This is a genomic window from Empedobacter sp. UBA1574, assembly GCF_002322895.1.
Lineage (GTDB): Bacteria > Bacteroidota > Bacteroidia > Flavobacteriales > Weeksellaceae > Empedobacter > Empedobacter falsenii_B.
Map to the genome: position 1 here is coordinate 49,950 of NZ_DCOI01000033.1, position 18,168 is coordinate 68,117.

An 18,168-nucleotide genomic window follows, 5' to 3' on the forward strand; every position below is an offset into this window, starting at 1 on the left:
TTTTCCGTTGGTTTAGCATCTAAACAAATAAGGCTAGAATTCTTCGACCACTTGTTTGTTGCTTGTTGAGATAACGGAACGTAAACTAAAAAAAAGAAAATGGCAAAAGTAAATGTAAAGGACTTATTAGGTGCTGGTGTGCACTTTGGTCACTTAACAAGAAAATGGAATCCGGCTATGGCTCCTTATATTTTTATGGAGAAAAACGGAATCCACATCATCGATCTTCACAAAACTGCAGTGAAATTAGATGAAGCATCTGAAGCTTTAGGAAAAATTGCTGCATCTGGACGTAAAGTTCTTTTTGTTGCAACTAAAAAACAAGCAAAAGATGTTGTAGCTAAGCATGCTGAAGAAATCAACATGCCTTATATTACAGAACGTTGGCCTGGTGGGATGTTAACTAACTTTGTTACTATCCGTAAAGCAGTTAAAAAAATGAATTCAATCGATCGTATGAAAAAAGACGGTACGTTTGAAACACTATCTAAAAAAGAAAGATTACAAGTTGATCGTCAAAGAGCATCTTTAGAGAAAAACTTAGGTTCTATCGCTGATATGACACGTTTACCATCTGCAGTATTTATTGTAGATATCGTACGTGAGCACATAGCTGTAGCAGAAGCTCAAAAATTGGGTATTCCAATCTTTGCAATGGTTGATACAAATACTGACCCTCGTCAAGTAGATTTCCCAATCCCTGCAAATGATGATGCTTCTAAATCTATCGATATCATCTTATCTACAGTAGCTGATTCTATCAAAGCTGGTTTATCTACACGTAAAGCAGAAAAAGAAAAAGCAAAAGAAGGTAAAGAAGAAGGAGCTGAAACAAAAGAAGCTTAACATTAACTTGATGATCAATTCATCGATATAATATACCTTGTAGCTCCTACACCACTTTGTGGTGTACGAGCTACTTTTATTTAAAATATTAAGAAACAAAATAAAAATATTACTATGAGCTACAAAGCAACAGCCGCTGAGGTAAGTAAATTAAGAAACGCAACTGGTGCGGGAATGATGGATTCTAAAAAAGCTTTAGAAGAAGCTGGTGGAGATTTCGATAAAGCTGTAGAAGTTTTACGTAAACAAGGACAAAAAGTAGCTGCTAAAAGAGCTGACCGTGATTCTACAGAAGGTGCAGTTATCGCTAAAGTTAACGCTGACCAAACTAAAGGTATCGTTATCGCTTTGAACTGTGAGACTGACTTCGTTGCTAAAAATGAAGCTTTCGTTGCTATGGCTAACGAAATCGCTGATTTAGCTTTGACAGTTAACTCTAAAGAAGAATTATTAGCTTTACCATTCGCAGGAATTACAGTTGGTGAAAAATTAACTGAGCAAACAGGTGTTATTGGAGAAAAAATCGAAATTGGTACTTTCCAAGCTATCGAAGGTGCTATCGTTAATTCTTACATCCACGCTGGTAACAAAATTGGTGCTGTAGTTTCTTTATCTGCTAACGTAGAAGGTGCTTCTGAAGTAGCTCGTGACGTTGCTATGCAAGTTGCTGCTATGAACCCAGTAGCATTAGATGAAACTTCTGTTGCTCAATCTGTAATTGACACTGAATTATCTATCGCTAGAGAAACTTTAGTTGCAGAAGGTAAACCAGAAAACATGATTGAAAACATCGCTCAAGGTAAATTACAAAAATTCTTCAAAGAGAATACATTAGTTCACCAAGCGTCAATCAAAGACGGAAAAACTTCTGTTCAAGATATCGTTAAAGCTGTTAACGCTGACTTGAAAGTAACTGGATTTATCCGTTACAGCTTATAATAAGTTTATAATTTTTATTATATATCTTAAAGTGATGCTAAATTTTAGCATCACTTTTTTGTTTGGTATATATTTTGAAATGTTTGTTTTATAATTATTTATTTTTATATTTGTTAGGATTACAAGCATATGAAACACTTTATACTATTTATAACTATATTTTTATTCACCATAACATCTGCTTCAGCTCAGTCGAGATTTGATCAGGATAAAGGCTCTGTTAGTATTTATCCAAATCCTGCGAGTTCTACATTTACAATAAAATTTGACAATCCATCAAAGGCAAGTTCGGTGTCGATATATTCGATTATTGGAAATGAAGTGATGAATAAAAAATTAGACGGAAGCCAAAAAGCAAACTTTAACGTACAAAGTTTGAAAAAAGGAAAATACATTGTTCGCGTTTTTAATGAAGATGGAACAACAGAAACACAATCCTTGATTAAGAATTAAGATTATTCATATATAAAACAAAAAAGCTTCTCAAAATTTGAGAAGCTTTTTTGTTTGTAATTAGAAAGACTATTTTGCTTTCTTATAATTTTCTTCAACTTGTTTCCAATCCAAAACATTGTTAAACGCTTTCAAATAATCATCGCGTTTGTTTTGGTATTTTAAATAGTAAGCATGTTCCCAAACATCAATTCCTAAAATTGGCGTTCCTGCGATCTCTGCTCCTGGCATCAATGGATTATCTTGATTTGCTGTACTTGTAACCGCCAAACTTCCGTCCGCTTTCACAACCAACCAAGCCCAACCAGAACCAAAACGTTTAGAACCCGCTTCGTCCAATTGTTTGATTAATTCTTCTGTAGAACCAAATGTTGCTTCAATCTTCGCTTTAAGATCTCCTGTAGGGGCTTTCTGTGGCGTTGGAGACATAATATCAAAATATAGCATGTGATTGTAATATCCACCAGCATTGTTGCGTAAAGCAGCATTATTCATATCCATTTTTTTCAAAATATCTACAATATCATTCGATTTGATATTTGCTTCTTTTAGCGCTGTATTCAATTTGTTGATGTATCCTAAATAATGTTTAGAGAAATGAACTTCCATTGTTTTTGCATCAATGTATTCGTTCAATTCATCGTAACCATATTTCAAAGGTTTAATTTGGAAAGTTCCTGGGTCAGCTTTAACATCTGTAGGATTTCCAACAGGCTCTGCAACAGCTTGCACTGTATCTTGTTTTACAACTTCTTTAGTTGTTGAGTCAGCATTTTCTTTCTTCGTTTCGCATGACTGAACAAAGAAAAGAACACCCAAAACTGACATCAAAAATATACCCTTTTTCATCTTATTCTTTTATGTAGTTTACTTATGATATTAATATTTCTACTAAAATATACTAAAACTATCGAATATAAAATTGATTTCTTTTAATTTTCTGTTAAAATGGAGATTATCATCTAAATCAATAAAGGTAATTTGTTTGTATATTTGATTCATGGATATTGAAATTAATAAAGAAGAATTAAATGATCTAGTTGATAAATTATATTTATTAACTGAAGATTATAAAAATTTGGCTAAAGAAATTTTTAAATATAAAGCTATGAAAGTTGATTTTATTGCTCTTAGTATTTTAAATAGAGCTATGTCAATTAATGAAGGTTTTAGATTATTATTTCAAGAAAATAATTTTTACTCTGCAACTCATCTAATTAGAATACAAATGGATAATCTAATTAGATATAATTCTATCCTAGTTGCTAAAGACGATAGTTATATTGATTATATATTAGACGGAAAAGAAATCAGAAAATTCCGCGATAGCATTTTAAAAAAGAATTTCAATGATGCTTATTTAGTTGAACAAATTTCAAAAAAATTTCCAGAAATAAAAATTTTATACAAAAAATACTGTGGCTTTATTCATTTTAGTAACGAACATTTAGAAAGAATAAAAACCTTTCCTAATATTGAAAATGTAAAATTTCGTGTAGAGATAGGTAATTTCGAAAATTATTCACATCAAGAAAAAGTAGAAATTGTATCTGATATGATTACTATTTCATTATTTATTTTTAATCAAATCAATTATTGGACCGAAGCAAAAAAGACCATAAAATAAAAAAACCTTCCATTCGGAAGGTTTTCTTGTTATATAGAGTTTCTTAATCTCTTTTATAATCTACAACAGCTTCTATAAAAGCTTGTGCATTTTCAACTGGAATATTTGGTAAAATTCCGTGACCTAAATTGGCAATATATTTATACGGACCAAAATCGTCAATCATTTCTTTTACCATTTGCTGAATAGTTTCTGGTGGCGATAACAAACGAGAAGGATCAAAGTTACCTTGTAACGTCTTTTTGAAACCTGTAAACTCACGCGCTAATTGTGGCGTAATCGTCCAATCAACACCCAAAGCAGATGCTTTAGAATCTGCCATTTTCTCTAAAGCAAACCAACAACCTTTTGCAAAAACAGTTACAGGAACTACTTTAGAAACTTCGTTTACAATTTGCTCGATGTATTTCCAAGAAAATTCATCATAATCTTTTGGCGATAACATTCCACCCCAAGAATCAAAAATCTGAATCACATTTGCACCATGTTCCACTTTTTTCAACAAATATTGAATCGTTGTTTGTGTAATTTTTTCTAATAATTGGTGTGCTGCAACTGGATTTTGGAAACAAAAACCTTTCGCTTGATCAAAAGATTTAGAACCACGACCTTCCACTGCATAACACAACAATGTCCAAGGCGAACCTGCAAAACCAATCAACGGAATTTTATTGTCCAACTCTTTCTTTGTAATATCCATCGCTGCATAAACGTATCCTAACTCTTCTTCAACATCAGGAATATAAACTTTTTCTACATCTTGAGCTGTACGAATAGGATTCTCTAACCAAGGACCAACACCAGGTTTCATCTCGAAATTCATTCCCATTGCTTGTGGCACAACCAAAATATCTGAAAAGATAATTGCTGCATCTAACGGAAAACGACGAATTGGTTGAACTGTAATTTCAGCCGCTAACTCTGGCGTTTGACAACGTGTAAAGAAATCATATTTATCTCTCAATTCGATAAACTCTGGTAAATAACGTCCTGCTTGACGCATCATCCACACTGGCGGACGCTCTACCTCCTCACCTCTCAATGCTTTTAAAAGCAAATCATTTTTTATCATTGATGTATTTTTTTATATTTTCAATAACTACTTCCACCAATGGTGTTTGCGCAGTTATAATTTCATGATTTGGATAAACTTCTTCTATCGCAGAAGTTGTTGTATTTCCGATTGTAAAAATACGCGAACTTTCTGAAATTTCATTTTGTTGATGAAACGCTTTGAATGACAACGGACTAAAAAAAGCATACACATCAAATGTTTCATTTAATTGATAAACAATTTGCCCTGATTGATATGTTATAATTTGATTGACTTCGTGATTTGCTTTTGATAATTCATTCACCAACAAATCTCGACGGGAAGAACCACATAAGAAATTCCATTTCGGAGAATAATTTCCTGAAATTAATTTCGAAGCTAAATCTTCTGCATAATCTTCAACCAACACAACATCTCTGTTTTGCGCTTTTAGTTTTTCTGCCGTTTTTTTTCCAACAACAAAAAAATGACCATTCAATTCCAAATCTTGAATGGCATTTACAGTATTTTGACTCGTCACGATAAACTGATGAACGGATTCATCAATCTGTGCATAAATTTCATTTTTCGAAGTCAAATCGATTTGTAAAGTTGGTTTACAAACCACCTCAACATCAGTTCCAAATTCTTTTTCAAGCAATTCAGAAGAAATTAACTTCGTGAATAAAACCTTCGTTCGCACTATTTCGTTCCGATTTCTTTTTTTATTTGTTCAATCATTTTTGCTGCACCTTGTGCAATACATTCTTCAGCAAATTCGCGACCTTTCGTCAAATATTCATCTGCTTTGAATTGTCTTTCGATTGAAATCATTTCTTGTCCATCAATGGTTAAAATTGCTCCTTTGAAGGAGTAATTTTCTTCATCAATTTTCTCAACTAATGCTCCAATTGGCGCTGTACAACCACCTTCTAAAACATTCAAAAATTGACGTTCTACCGTTGCAAAAAGTTCACATTGAGGATTATTAATATCACTCAAATCCAAACCTTCTTTGGCTACAATTCCTAAAATTCCTTGTGATGGTGCAGCAATCATCCAATCAATCACTTTATAATGAAGACCTTTTTCTGCCAATTCATCTAAAATTTCTGAACGATCCAAACCTGCAAAAGCAAAAACAGCTCCGTCCCAATCTGCATTATCTTGCAACTTTTTCAGACGTAATTGCACATTTCCACGTAAATCTACAATCGTATCATTTGGATATTTATGATTCCAAAATGCTTTACGACGCAAAGATCCAGTAGCGATAACACGATGTTTTTTCTCGAAAATATCTTCCGATTTGTACACCAAAATATCCGCAGAACTTGCGCGTTCTGGATATGCAATCAACTCTAATTTTTCTGGTAAAACAGTTGGCACATCTTTCAACGAATGAACCGCAATATCTACTTGATCATTCAACAAAGCAATGTCCAATGAACGCGTAAAAACACCTGTTAAACCTAATGAATAAATGGGTTGTTTTAGATTTGCATCGCCTTCAGAAGTAATCGGAACGATTTCTGTTGGATGACCTTTTGCCTCAAGAATAGAAGCAACTTTATTGGCTTGCCAAAGCGCTAACGGACTTTGACGTGTACCAATTTTTATTGTTTTCATGATTGTATTAAGCTTGTTTTAAATGAAACATTTTTTCGATTAACTGAATTGTTTCGTCTGCGTTTTCTTTATTTTCGATCAAATAAGAAGCAAACTGATTTGTAATTTTCTGAATTACTTTTTCAGTTAAAATCGTTTCATTTTCGTCGATATTTACATTGTCTTTTTTCAAGTTATTTAAAGCAAAACTCTGAAAAAAGTCTAATCTATCTTTGAAAGATTGAATAGCTGGAACCAATTCTCTGGTTTCTAACCATTCGTAAAACTCTGTAGAATGCTCCTCTATAATTGCCAATGCTTCTGGAATTGCATTGCGACGTTGCGCAATTGTATCGTCTACCATTTTAGATAATCCATCTACATTTACCAATTGAATAGATTCGCGAGCAGCCAATGTATGAATTACATTTTCTGGAACTGACATATCAATAATCGTCATTTCCTTATCGAACGGAATCATTTCTTCTGTAATCGTGTAATTACTTGCTCCCGTTGCAACAATTAGAATATCTGTTTTTTGTAATTCTTCTTTTAATTCGCTGTGATCTTTTACGGTAATATCGTATTTCAGTCCAAGAATTTCTGCCTTTTCTTTTGTACGATTGATTAGCGTAATGTTTGTATTTGGATAATGTTTGACCAAATTAGCACACGTATTACGACCAATTTTACCAATTCCGTACAACAAAATATTTTTGTCAACTAAGTTTCCTTGCGTTGCTTGAATAAAATTAACCGCTGAATATGCAACCGAAGCAGAACCGTTACTTAAGAAAGTTTCGTTCTTCACTTTTTTACTAATTTGAATCGCAGTATTTACCAAACGCTCTAAAAAAGCATTTGATGCACCTTGTTTTTTGAAACGAGAAAACCAAATTTTGATTTGTCCGATGATATCAAAATCACCTAAAATCTGACTTTCTAATCCCGACGAAACACGGAATAAATGTGTAATCGCTTCTTCTCCTTCTTTTACCATCATAAATTGACGGAATTCATCTGCATTACCTTCTGTGTATTTACAATATTGCTCAACGATTTGATCTTCGTTTTCTGCAAAACCATAAAATTCAGTACGATTACAAGTTGATACAATAAAAAAGTTTTCTAATCCATTCGTTTTAGAATCTTGCGTAAACGTTTCAACTTGTTCCGGGAAAAATGTAAATTTACCACGTGTAATGGCGTCAGCTTTTTCATAACTGATTCCGATTACGTAAAAATTTTCTTCCGTTTTATTACCTCTAATTGCCATTTCTTCAAATACTGATACAAAAGTAGTTTCAAAAGTCTTCGAAAAATAACTTTAAAAAGAAAAAATAACGCTAAAAATTAAAGTTTGCTTTTTTAGAATAATTATAAATTAAAGGTTTATATTTGTATGTAAACCATTATAAAGAGCGAAGTTGACAATTATCACGTTTTTTATATGACAAACCTCATTATTCAAAATGGAATTAAAAAATACCCATAAAAGTAAAATTAACGAGTATAAATTGTCAACAGACGTATTTATCGCTCAAATAGACAACTTTACAGCTTCTACAGACACGATTCTGAAAGGAATTGACAAGCGTTATATACAATTCTATTTTTGTACAAAAGGTTCGTTGACATTTAATTTTAATAATGGTATTTATAAAATCAATTTGAACGAAGGAAAAAGCTTTTTGTTCTATTATCCGACATTGGACATTCCATTATCGTTGAATATAAATGCCGAAAGCAAGGTTTATATTGTGGTTTTGTCTATTCAGAAATTACATCAATTGTTTGCAGAATATCAAATTCAGAATAATTTGATTTCGAGTATGACGCAAGAAAAATTTTATATTGAACGAGAAATTGGACCTTCAATAAAATTAGTTTTGAATCAAATTGAACAAATGAAACTTTCTCCGCAATTTCAAAATTTATTTTTGATTGGAAAAATGTACGAATTATTCACCCTTTATTTTTCTGAAATTGAAAGTCAAACCGAACATTGTCCTTTCTTAAATGATGAAAATGAAGGAAAACGAATCAAAGAAATCAAAGATTATTTATTAGCTGATTTTAAAAATCCGCCAACAATCAAACAACTTTGCGAAAAATTTTCGATCTCGGAATATCATCTGAAAGAAGGTTTCAAGGAACTATACGGAACAACTGTTTATGGTTATTTGTTGGATAAAAAACTGGAATATGCATTGCATAAATTAGAAGAAAATCAACAAATGGTAAAAGATATTTCGTTTGAAATTGGTTACGAAAACCCATCTCATTTTATATCAGCATTTAAGAAGAAATATGGCTTAACTCCTAAACAATACATTAAACAATTTCAGTAAAAACTTTAAGAATTGTTAATCTTAATATCATTTATTAACTACTTATAAATACTTACTTTTGTTAAATATTTATAAATAGTTATGCAAAAATTTTTGCTTCTTTTATTTCCTTTTGCCGCTTTTGCGCAACAACCCGACTATTATGAAGGGATTGATTTTAATCAAAATGGAAAAACTATAAAGGAAGAATTACACGATTTAATCAATGCTACACATCATGCAGTTAGCTATACGCCTGGAGTTTGGAATATTTTAGATAAATCTGACTTGGATTTAGATTCAAAAGGTCGCGTTTTATTGATTTATGGTTTCACAGATAATTCTACTGTTTATGCAGAACAGCGCACGCGTGATATAAACAACAAAAACAACTCTTCAAGTGGAAGTACAATCGGAAAATGGGAACGCGAACATGTTTTCCCAAAATCTTTAGCAGTTCCTAAACTTGATACTGATCGTCCTGGAACTGGAACAGATGCTCATAATTTACGCGCAGTTGATAGACAAATAAATTCGACTAGACGTAACAATGCTTATCGCGAAAAATGGGCACAAGATGTGACAGGACAAGCCAAATTAATCAATGGAGGTTTTTATCCTGGTGATGAATGGACGGGAGATGTCGCGCGAATTATTATGTATATGTATGTACATTATGGTATGGAAACCGATCCACAATTGGTTGCGTATAACAATACGACAACAACCAATAATGATGGAATGCCAGATATGTTTTTGAAATGGAATGTATAGGATAAAGTATCTGAATTTGAGAAAGTCCGAAACGAAATTATTGCCGAAACACAAGGAAGTCGAAATCCATTTATTGATAATCCGTATTTAGCAACGTTGATTTGGGGAGGAGATAAAGCCGAAAATACTTGGACTGAATTATCTGCGAACGATTACAATTATCAACAAACGCTTGTAGAAGTTTTTCCTAATCCAACAACAGACAAAGTAAAGATTAATGCTAAGAATTTTGATTATGTGAATTTATATGATTTTAACGGTCGTTTACTTGGAATTGAATTAGGTTCGGAAGTTAATTTGAAAAATTATCCAGCTGGAATGTATATTTTATCTATTCACCTAAAAGATGGAAACATCGTCACAAAAAAAGTGATTAAAAAATAATTTTAAACAAAAAATTCCAACTCTAAGAGTTGGAATTTTTTGTTTATTCATTTTAACAACCTTCATTATACATTACATCGAAAGAAACTACTTTATCATTCACTAAATAAAATTGTAGAATCGATCCATTATCATAATCTTCAACATTAAAATAACGAAAAGCTTTTGTTCTTTTATCCGTTTTATCATCATAACCATCGAAAATAGAAATATTCAGATTTTTATATTTATTAATTAACTCATCCAAAGATGAGCCAATTTTAATTCCAGATAATGTTTTAAGACTAGAATCCGAAGACTTTACACTATATACAGTTAAAGTAGAAGAACCTGCTGTCTCCTCACCATTTGTTGTCAATCCAACTTTATATGTTACTCCTTTAGAGACAATTGTTACATCACCATCAGGATAACCATATTCATTCAATTTTATTTTGAATTTTTGTCCAGTTAATTTTTCTAATTCAGACAATTTCATTCCAAGTTTTACGTCATTAATACGAGTTGTAGAAACTTGCGCTTGCAAAGCTATTCCAGCTACAAAAGCAGCTATAAAAAATATTTTTTTCATTTTTATGTATTTAGGTTTTAATCATTATTTTAAAGTGTACATTCTTCTGGGTTATAAGAACTCAATCTTATTGTTGTTACAATTTCATTTTTCAAAGAAAAAGTCAATATAACACCATTTTCTCTATCATCAATTCTAAATTCTCTGTTATTATTATTCGATTTATCCAAAAACACATTATATTTTGACGAATAAGCTTTCCACAAATCCTCCAACGTACTACCAATTCCAATTCCAGACAAAGTTTTGATATTTTTACTTGTTGTAGAAATAGAACTTAAATAGGTGTCATTTTCTGTTTTACTCAAATAACCACTTCTTATTTCGATTGTATAATCAATCCCTTTTAGGGTGACATTCGTTTCTCCTTCATCAACAATTGCAGCAATTTCTTCACCTAACAATTTCAACACTTCGAACGGACGCATACCAATTTTCAGTTCATTCATTCGTGTTGTAGAAATCTGACCAAATCCAACAACCGAAAGCAAGAAAAATCCTAATAAAGTTATTTTAATCCTCATAAATTTTATTGTTTAAATATCCCGATTCTGTCTCATCATCTTCAAAAATATCTTACACCGAAATATCATATTTTTTGTACGCTTTCCATAAATCGTCCAACGAACTTCCAACTTTTATTCCTGATAAAGTCAAAAGTTTAGAGCTGACAGACGAAACCATACATACTTCGAATTGTTTTGTTTTCAAATTTTTATAGTACGAAATATGATATTTAATTCCATTCAACTCAATGTCCTGTTCAGGCATTTCTGCATTATTTACATCATAAAGAGCTAATTGATTTGGTGTTAAAGCTGCAACTTGTTTTTGCTTCATTTCGTACGAAATATCTCCAAATTTGGAAGTCGTTACTTTTTGAGCAAACATTATCGAAGTGAATAGCAAGAAGCACCCTAAAATTGAAAAAAATCGACTAAGCATAAGCATTAATTTGAGCAATATGTTTTACAATTTTTCCATTATCCAAAACCCAAAGTGCATCATAAACACCAGCTCCATCGCTATATGTACCGAACAAATAATATTGATTTAACTCTTTATTGTAAGTAAGTTTTGTTGCTGATAAATTCGCATTATATAAATTGATAAAATATTCTTTTGGAATGATAATTTCTTTTCCTTTGAATGATATTTTAAACGATTTGAATTCTGTTTGAGGAATCATTCCATCCGAACCAAGAAAATCTTTTTCATCAATCGCATAAACAAAATCACTTTCCTTGAAAATTTTATGTTTTTTCGAATTAAATTCTTGCGTTTCGAGCTGAATGGTATAATCAGCAACCGAAAATTCTATTTTAGAATCATTGACTGAAGTTGGTGAAATAGTTTCAAAATCTTCTAACTTTTTGATTCGATCATAGTAAACAAAACCAGCTTTTTCAGGCTGATATTCAACTAAATACCATTTCGAGTTTTCTTCATCAGAATCAATTGGATAAATTGAATTTGAATTGACTTTAGCAACAATTTTAGACGAAATATTTTTATCATCTCTCACATTTGCAAAACCATCTTTATCTTGCACAATCCCAAATTGAGCTTGCACAAAATAGCCTAAAAAAGTAGTAAGAATGAATAAACTTTTTTTCATTTTTTGATTCGATTTTCTTGAAGTAAAGCTAACAAAATCTAAACCAAAAATTTTCACGAATTATAGTGATTTTACAAAATCGATATTTCTTTTCAAACCATCAAATTTTGTACGTTTTACAGGTGATTTCTTAAAAATTTCTCGAAAAACATCCTCTGTAATTTCTTCCCAATCTTTCTTCGAGAATTGATTAATTTTCTTATGACCAACAAAACGAGTTTCTTTCGTTGGCAACGAAAAACGATTCCATGGACAAACTTCTTGGCAAAGATCACAACCAAAAATCCAATCATCAAATTTTCCTTTCATTTCGGTCGGAATTTGATCTTTCAATTCAATTGTAAAATACGAAATACACTGACTTCCGTTCACTGTTTTATTGGGTAAGATTGCCTCAGTTGGGCAAGCATCAATACAACGCGTACATTTTCCACAATGATCAGTTTCAATTGGAGAATCATAAGCTAAATCCAAATCAATAATTAATTCGGATAAAAAGAAAAACGAACCTTTTTGTTTAGATAACGTCAACGAATTTTTTCCAACCCAACCAATTCCAGCTTTTTTCGCCCATGCATGTTCCAGAATTGGTGCTGAATCGGTAAAAGCTCTTCCGCTCACCTCCCCTATTTCTTCTTGAATAAAATCTAACAACTCGCGCACTTTTTCCTTCACGACAAAATGATAATCTTCGCCTTGCGCATACATCGCAACTTTGTAAGAATTAGGATTTCGATCTAAATCTTGGTAATAATTATACGCCAACGAAATCACAGATTTTGCTCCTTCGACCAAAATTCGAGGATCCAGTCGCATATCGAAATGATTTTCCATATACTGCATTTCTCCATGATAATTATTCTTTAACCAAGACTCTAAACGTGGAGCTTCCTCTTCCAAAAAATCTGCTTTGGCAATACCACACGAAATAAATCCCAATGCTTCAGCTTTTTCTTTGATTCGATGGGACCATTTTATTTTGATATGTTCTTCTGTTTGAAGGAGCATTAGTTAATTCGTAATTATGAATTTATAATTATTATATCGACGAGATTAAATTTTATCATTCTGAATGAAACGTGAGTGAAATGAAGAATCTTAGATTCCTCCTAACGCAAGAATAATATGTCGTGTGAGCCATTTTCGATTTATTAGAGTAAGAAAATCGTTAAGATTCTTCGACAAGCTCAGAATGACTTAGAACAAAATTACAAATCAAACAAATCGGTTTGAGGTGAATTTTCTCCACGATATTTTACACCAATATGTTTGAAAGCTTTTTCTGTTGCCACACGTCCACGAGCAGTACGCATCAAATAACCTTCTTGAATGAGATACGGTTCATAAACTTCTTCTAATGTTCCACCATTTTCTCCAACTGCTGTTGCTAAAGTTGTAATTCCGACTGGTCCACCTTTAAATTTTTCAATAATTGTTGATAAAATTCTGTTATCCATTTCATCTAAACCATTATCATCAACTTTTAGAGCTTTTAAAGAAAATTCAGCAATTGATAAATCAATTTTTCCATTTCCTTTAATTTGTGCAAAATCTCGAGTCCTTCTCAATAAAGCATTTGCTATACGAGGAGTTCCACGACTACGACCTGCAATTTCTATCGCCGCTCTTTCGTCAATTGGTGTGTCTAAAATACGAGAAGATCGCTCAACAATCGTACTTAATAATTCAACATTATAATATTCGAAACGGAAATTAATTCCAAAACGAGCACGAAGCGGCGCAGTTAATAAACCAGAACGCGTTGTTGCACCAATTAATGTAAAAGGATTCAAACCAATTTGAACCGAACGTGCATTTGGTCCAGATTCGATCATAATATCAATCTTAAAATCTTCCATTGCCGAATACAAATATTCTTCGATAACGGGAGACATACGATGGATTTCATCAATAAAAAGCACATCATTTTCTTCCAAATTCGTCAATAAACCAGCTAAATCACTCGGTTTATCGAGAACTGGTCCAGATGTAATTTTGATTCCTACACCTAATTCATTCGCAATAATATTTGCTAATGTCGTTTTTCCCAAACCTGGAGGTCCGTGCAACAAAACGTGATCTAATGCTTCGCCACGAAGTTTAGACGCTTTTACGAAAACTTCTAAATTCTCTAGAATATGCGCTTGTCCAGCAAAATCATCAAAACTTTGCGGACGAACAGTATTTTCGTGATTTAGATCGTCATCTGGATAAAATTCTTTATCAGGATTTAATAAATCTGACATAAAATGATGATATAAATTATAATGATGATATTACGAAGGACAAATTAAATTATCCTCCGTACTTTTACAACTACAAAGAACGCAATATTTTTTTAGATAAAAAGAATTATGAGCAAAGGAATATTATTAGTGAATTTAGGTTCGCCCGATTCTACCAATGTTGAAGACGTAAGAACTTATTTACGCGAATTTTTAATGGATAAGAAAGTTTTGGATTCTCCTTGGATTATTCGTAAAACTATTGTTGAATTATTTATTTTACCAAAAAGACCCGAAAAATCTGCTGAAGCTTACCGAAAAATTTGGACAAAAGAAGGTTCTCCTTTAATTGTTTACTCTAAAATTTTGAGAGATATGATACAAAAACAAATGGATATTCCAGTTGTTTTGGCAATGCGTTACAAAAACCCTTCGATAGAAGCTGGTTTACAAGAGCTTTATGACAAAGGTGTTCGCGACATTTTGGTTGTTCCTTTATACCCTCAATACACAATGTCTTCTACAGAAACTGTTGCGGATAAAGTGCTTGAAATTCAGAAAAAAAGTTACAAAGACACTAAGATTAATTTCTTGAAAGCTTTTTACAATCATCCAGATTATATCAAGGTTTTAGGAGATTCTATCAAAGAAAAATTACCTGAGAATTTTGATAAATTATTGTTTTCTTATCACGGAATTCCAGAACGTCACGATAATAAAGCACTTCGTGCTGCAAAAGCGAGCAAATTACCTATTGAAACTTATCGTAATCAATGTTTTGAAACAACACGTTTGGTAACCGAATACTTGCAATTACCAGAAGATAAATATACCACTTCTTTTCAGTCTCGTTTAGGTCGTGACCCTTGGATTAAACCTTATACAGACCACATGTTAGAAGAATTTCCTGCACAAGGCGTTAAGAATTTAGCGGTTTGCACCCCTGCCTTTGTTTCGGATTGTTTGGAGACTTTGGAAGAAATTTCGATGGAAGGACAAGAAGAATTCTTAAAAGCTGGTGGTAAGCAATTTACATACATCCCTTGTTTGAATGATCGTCAAGATTGGGTGGATACATTAGTGAAATGGTTGAAAGGTTGGCAAAATAATTAAGAAAGGTTTTTAGCCTTACAAAATAAATTAGATATCTTTGTTTGGAATTTTTCAATTTTAAACAAAGATATTTTTTTTAAAATGAGACTAATTTTCTCAATTATATTTTTAGTCCTATCACTTTTTAGTTCGGCTCAATTTTTAGATACTAGTGGAAATCTAATTATTGATGGTCGAAAATATCTGAAATCCAAAGTGGATACTACAGGACGAAAATCGGGTTGGGAAATTTATGGTGCAAATACTTTAACCGTTAATCAAAATACCTTTTCCAATTGGATGGCAGGTGGTGAAAATTCGGTTTCACTAAATGCTAAAGCTGATTACGAATTTAATTTCCGAAAAAAGAAACACTTTTGGGACAATCGTTTTATTTTTGAATATGGTTTTTTAGACAATAAAACCAATGGAACGCGTAAAACTGCTGACAATCTAAATATCACAACTTCTTATGGATATTTGATAAAAGAAAAGTGGTACCTAACCTCATCACTTAATATTCGTTCACAGTTTTCTACAGGTTACAATTACGGAACAACTCCAAAAACAAAACTATCAAACTTATTTGCGCCTGCATATGTAACAATTGGGGTCGGTGCGAATTATACGCCAAATTCTAATTTTTCTGTCAGTTTTCAACCTTTAACATCAAGAACAACAATTGTAGCAGACAAAGATTTGCAAAAGAAAGGAACTTATGGTTTACGAAACGATGGAGATACGTTTCTTTTTGAAGTTGGAGCATATTTAGGTGGTCGATACAAAATGAAACTTTTTGATAACGTAACTTACGATAATAATATTGGAATTTTCTCTAATTATTCGAACAAATTTTATAACCTCGATATTGTATATGCTGGATTATTAGACATGAAAATTAATAATTTTATGTCCACACAATTAACCATCAATTTGATTTATGATGAAGATCAAGTTACTCAAACACAATTTAAACAAGCCCTCGGAATTGGCTTAACATATAAAATAGACAGTACTAAGAAAAAAGATAAGAAGAAACGTAGAAAGAAGGAAATTCTCCCATATTTCGATACATCTGGCATTTCCCCAGTCAAATTACCTAGAATAAAACTGGATAAACAAAACTATGATCAAGTTTTTGATAAAAATACAATTGACGAAAAATCAACATATATTAAATCAGAATCCATATTTTTGGAGTAAGTTAATATAAATCAATCAAATCTACATGAAAAAATTTTTATTTGTATTAGCAATTTTAGGAAGTGCTACAACTTTTGCGCAAACAGTAAAAGATGGTAAAGTAGCTACTGATAGCAAGCGTTATTTAAAAGATCAAAAATTTGATGGCCGTCAACCAGGATGGTTCGTTTCGGGAAATAATTCACTTTTATTTTCTCAAAGTGCATTCAGTAATTGGGTTGCGGGAGGTGTAAATTCGTTTGCGCTGAACGGAAGTTTAGATTACGAATTTAACTTGACAAAAGAGAAACATATTTGGGATAATCGTGTTGTTTTAGGATACGGAATCCAGACTAACAAAGGCGAAAGTTCTCGCAAAACAAATGATGTTATCGACTTAACTTCTTCTTATGGTTACAGCATCGGAAATCATTGGTATTTAGCTTCCTCTATGAATTTTCGCACACAATTTACAGATGGTTTTGATTATTCAAGAGATCCAAAAACGAAGATTTCAGCCTTGATGGCTCCAGGTTATTTAAGTTTAGGATTGGGTATTGATTACAAACCAAGCGAAAATTTTCAAATTAATATTCACCCATTTACACCAAGAATGACCTTTGTCTTAGACAAAGATTTACAGAAAAAAGGAAATTTTGGACTTAAAAATGATGGAGACAATACTTTATTTGAATTCGGTGCATATTTAGGTGCGCGATATAAACTACAAATTATGGAAGGAATTTCTTATGATAACCGTGTCGGAATCTATGCAGATTACCTGAAAAATTTCGGAAATATGGACGTTGCTTATCAAGGAATTTTGGATATGAAAGTGAACAAGTTTGTTTCGGCACAAGTAAGTGTCAACCTATTGTATGATGAAGATCAAATCAAAAAAACACAGATTAAACAAACACTTGGAATTGGATTTAATTACAAATTTGATAACACGCCACCAAAAATAGAAGAAGCTCCAGCAATTGCATTTATGCAAGAAGCACCAATTTTCGAAGAAAAAGAAGAAACTGTAGAAGTAGCAACAAATATTCTAAAAAGAGAACCAATTCTTAATGAAACAAAATTAGTCACTCAATAATATTTTTAACCTGCTTTTAATAAGCAGGTTTTTTATTTTTCTTATTTTTATAACTCAATAGAAGAATAAAATGACAAAAAATATTTTCGGCGCACTTTTACCACAAATTTTAATAATTGTTTGGGCAGCTTTCGAGCTTTACCTTGGGTTCAACAACGAACAAAATAACCGCATCATTCTTAGCGCAATCGTGATATTAATCTTCGTTATTTTTACAATTATTACATTACTCAAGGTAATTAAATATCCCAACGACCCAACTTATTTGAAGAAAAAGTAATTTATATAAATGTAATTCTTAAAACTGAACGTTTAACTTTGAGACCAGTCACACTTGATGATACTGAAACAATTCATCAATTATATTCTATCGAAGAAGTTGATTAA

20 protein-coding genes and 1 pseudogene are annotated in these 18,168 nt (G+C 32.0%); 10 read left to right on the forward strand and 11 right to left on the reverse strand.

All coding sequences use genetic code 11. The features are described 5' to 3' along the window. Nucleotides 1–99: 99 nt before the first annotated feature. From rpsB to B3578_RS11080, 3 genes are all read left to right on the forward strand, one after another. On the forward strand, nt 100–846 hold the full coding sequence (rpsB, locus tag B3578_RS11070) for a 30S ribosomal protein S2 (protein WP_038334479.1): 747 nt from the start codon (nt 100–102) through the stop codon (nt 844–846). A 114-nt stretch (nt 847–960) separates the two neighbouring features. Next, nucleotides 961–1,785, forward strand: coding sequence for a translation elongation factor Ts (gene tsf, locus B3578_RS11075; RefSeq protein ID WP_219033598.1), 825 nt, complete (start codon nt 961–963; stop codon nt 1,783–1,785). 129 nt (nt 1,786–1,914) lie between these two features. Continuing rightward, nucleotides 1,915–2,238: a T9SS type A sorting domain-containing protein gene (locus B3578_RS11080; protein ID WP_115001418.1), complete on the forward strand. Its 324-nt coding sequence runs from the start codon at nt 1,915–1,917 to the stop codon at nt 2,236–2,238. Nucleotides 2,239–2,307: 69 nt separating this feature from the next. Here the strand turns inward: B3578_RS11080 and B3578_RS11085 are convergent, their stop codons facing one another. Further along, nucleotides 2,308–3,087 carry a superoxide dismutase gene (locus B3578_RS11085; protein WP_286494662.1) on the reverse strand — a complete coding sequence of 260 codons (780 nt, stop codon included), beginning with the start codon at nt 3,085–3,087 and terminating at the stop codon, nt 2,308–2,310. 151 nt (nt 3,088–3,238) lie between these two features. On the opposite strand from B3578_RS11085, the gene B3578_RS11090 reads away from it, so the two are divergent. Beyond that, complete coding sequence (locus tag B3578_RS11090) at nt 3,239–3,865, forward strand: hypothetical protein (RefSeq protein ID WP_286494663.1); 627 nt, start codon at nt 3,239–3,241, stop codon at nt 3,863–3,865. A gap of 43 nt (nt 3,866–3,908) precedes the next feature. Here the strand turns inward: B3578_RS11090 and hemE are convergent, their stop codons facing one another. Genes hemE through hemA form a run of 4 tightly spaced genes read right to left on the reverse strand, consistent with a single transcriptional unit; the run spans nt 3,909 to nt 7,782 of the window. Beyond that, a complete protein-coding gene (hemE, locus tag B3578_RS11095; RefSeq protein ID WP_219033601.1) occupies nt 3,909–4,937 on the reverse strand; it encodes a uroporphyrinogen decarboxylase in 1,029 nt (342 codons plus the stop codon). Further along, nucleotides 4,924–5,601, reverse strand: a complete 678-nt coding sequence (locus tag B3578_RS11100; protein WP_181816324.1) for a uroporphyrinogen-III synthase — start codon at nt 5,599–5,601, stop codon at nt 4,924–4,926. Before B3578_RS11100 ends, hemE begins: the two co-directional genes overlap by 14 nt. Further along, complete coding sequence (hemC, locus tag B3578_RS11105) at nt 5,601–6,527, reverse strand: hydroxymethylbilane synthase (RefSeq protein WP_221854357.1); 927 nt, start codon at nt 6,525–6,527, stop codon at nt 5,601–5,603. Before hemC ends, B3578_RS11100 begins: the two co-directional genes overlap by 1 nt. Before the next feature lie 7 nt (nt 6,528–6,534). Then, the gene (hemA, locus tag B3578_RS11110; protein WP_219033603.1) at nt 6,535–7,782 is read right to left on the reverse strand and encodes a glutamyl-tRNA reductase; all 1,248 of its coding nucleotides are present in this window, start codon (nt 7,780–7,782) and stop codon (nt 6,535–6,537) included. A 196-nt stretch (nt 7,783–7,978) separates the two neighbouring features. On the opposite strand from hemA, the gene B3578_RS11115 reads away from it, so the two are divergent. The 3 genes and pseudogenes from B3578_RS11115 to B3578_RS11125 all read left to right on the forward strand — a co-directional run bounded on the left by B3578_RS11115 (nt 7,979) and on the right by B3578_RS11125 (nt 9,994). Continuing rightward, nucleotides 7,979–8,857 (forward strand): helix-turn-helix domain-containing protein, encoded by an 879-nt coding sequence (locus B3578_RS11115; RefSeq protein WP_125348767.1) that lies wholly within the window; start codon nt 7,979–7,981, stop codon nt 8,855–8,857. An 81-nt stretch (nt 8,858–8,938) separates the two neighbouring features. Further along, a pseudogene (locus tag B3578_RS11120) lies at nt 8,939–9,682 on the forward strand (endonuclease); the annotation flags it as partial. A 24-nt stretch (nt 9,683–9,706) separates the two neighbouring features. Then, nucleotides 9,707–9,994, forward strand: coding sequence for a T9SS type A sorting domain-containing protein (locus B3578_RS11125; RefSeq protein WP_286494800.1), 288 nt, complete (start codon nt 9,707–9,709; stop codon nt 9,992–9,994). A gap of 52 nt (nt 9,995–10,046) precedes the next feature. Here the strand turns inward: B3578_RS11125 and B3578_RS11130 are convergent, their stop codons facing one another. From B3578_RS11130 to ruvB, 6 genes are all read right to left on the reverse strand, one after another. Next, nucleotides 10,047–10,565 carry a hypothetical protein gene (locus tag B3578_RS11130; protein ID WP_052217554.1) on the reverse strand — a complete coding sequence of 173 codons (519 nt, stop codon included), beginning with the start codon at nt 10,563–10,565 and terminating at the stop codon, nt 10,047–10,049. Nucleotides 10,566–10,594: 29 nt separating this feature from the next. Beyond that, nucleotides 10,595–11,089, reverse strand: coding sequence for a hypothetical protein (locus B3578_RS11135; RefSeq protein WP_038332097.1), 495 nt, complete (start codon nt 11,087–11,089; stop codon nt 10,595–10,597). 52 nt (nt 11,090–11,141) lie between these two features. Further along, complete coding sequence (locus B3578_RS11140) at nt 11,142–11,456, reverse strand: hypothetical protein (RefSeq protein WP_038332094.1); 315 nt, start codon at nt 11,454–11,456, stop codon at nt 11,142–11,144. Nucleotides 11,457–11,502: 46 nt separating this feature from the next. Beyond that, a complete protein-coding gene (locus B3578_RS11145; RefSeq protein WP_286494665.1) occupies nt 11,503–12,183 on the reverse strand; it encodes a hypothetical protein in 681 nt (226 codons plus the stop codon). Nucleotides 12,184–12,243: 60 nt separating this feature from the next. Beyond that, entirely contained in the window at nt 12,244–13,191 is a 948-nt protein-coding gene (queG, locus tag B3578_RS11150; protein WP_286494666.1) for a tRNA epoxyqueuosine(34) reductase QueG, read from the reverse strand. A gap of 200 nt (nt 13,192–13,391) precedes the next feature. After that, nucleotides 13,392–14,429, reverse strand: coding sequence for a Holliday junction branch migration DNA helicase RuvB (ruvB, locus tag B3578_RS11155; RefSeq protein ID WP_038332085.1), 1,038 nt, complete (start codon nt 14,427–14,429; stop codon nt 13,392–13,394). A 108-nt stretch (nt 14,430–14,537) separates the two neighbouring features. Between ruvB and hemH the strand changes: the two genes are divergently transcribed. From hemH to B3578_RS11170, 3 genes are all read left to right on the forward strand, one after another. Further along, nucleotides 14,538–15,521 (forward strand): ferrochelatase, encoded by a 984-nt coding sequence (gene hemH, locus B3578_RS11160; RefSeq protein WP_286494667.1) that lies wholly within the window; start codon nt 14,538–14,540, stop codon nt 15,519–15,521. An 81-nt stretch (nt 15,522–15,602) separates the two neighbouring features. Beyond that, nucleotides 15,603–16,703 (forward strand): DUF3078 domain-containing protein, encoded by a 1,101-nt coding sequence (locus B3578_RS11165; RefSeq protein WP_286494668.1) that lies wholly within the window; start codon nt 15,603–15,605, stop codon nt 16,701–16,703. Between the two features lie 25 nt (nt 16,704–16,728). Next, nucleotides 16,729–17,781, forward strand: coding sequence for a DUF3078 domain-containing protein (locus B3578_RS11170; protein WP_286494669.1), 1,053 nt, complete (start codon nt 16,729–16,731; stop codon nt 17,779–17,781). Nucleotides 17,782–18,168: the final 387 nt, after the last annotated feature.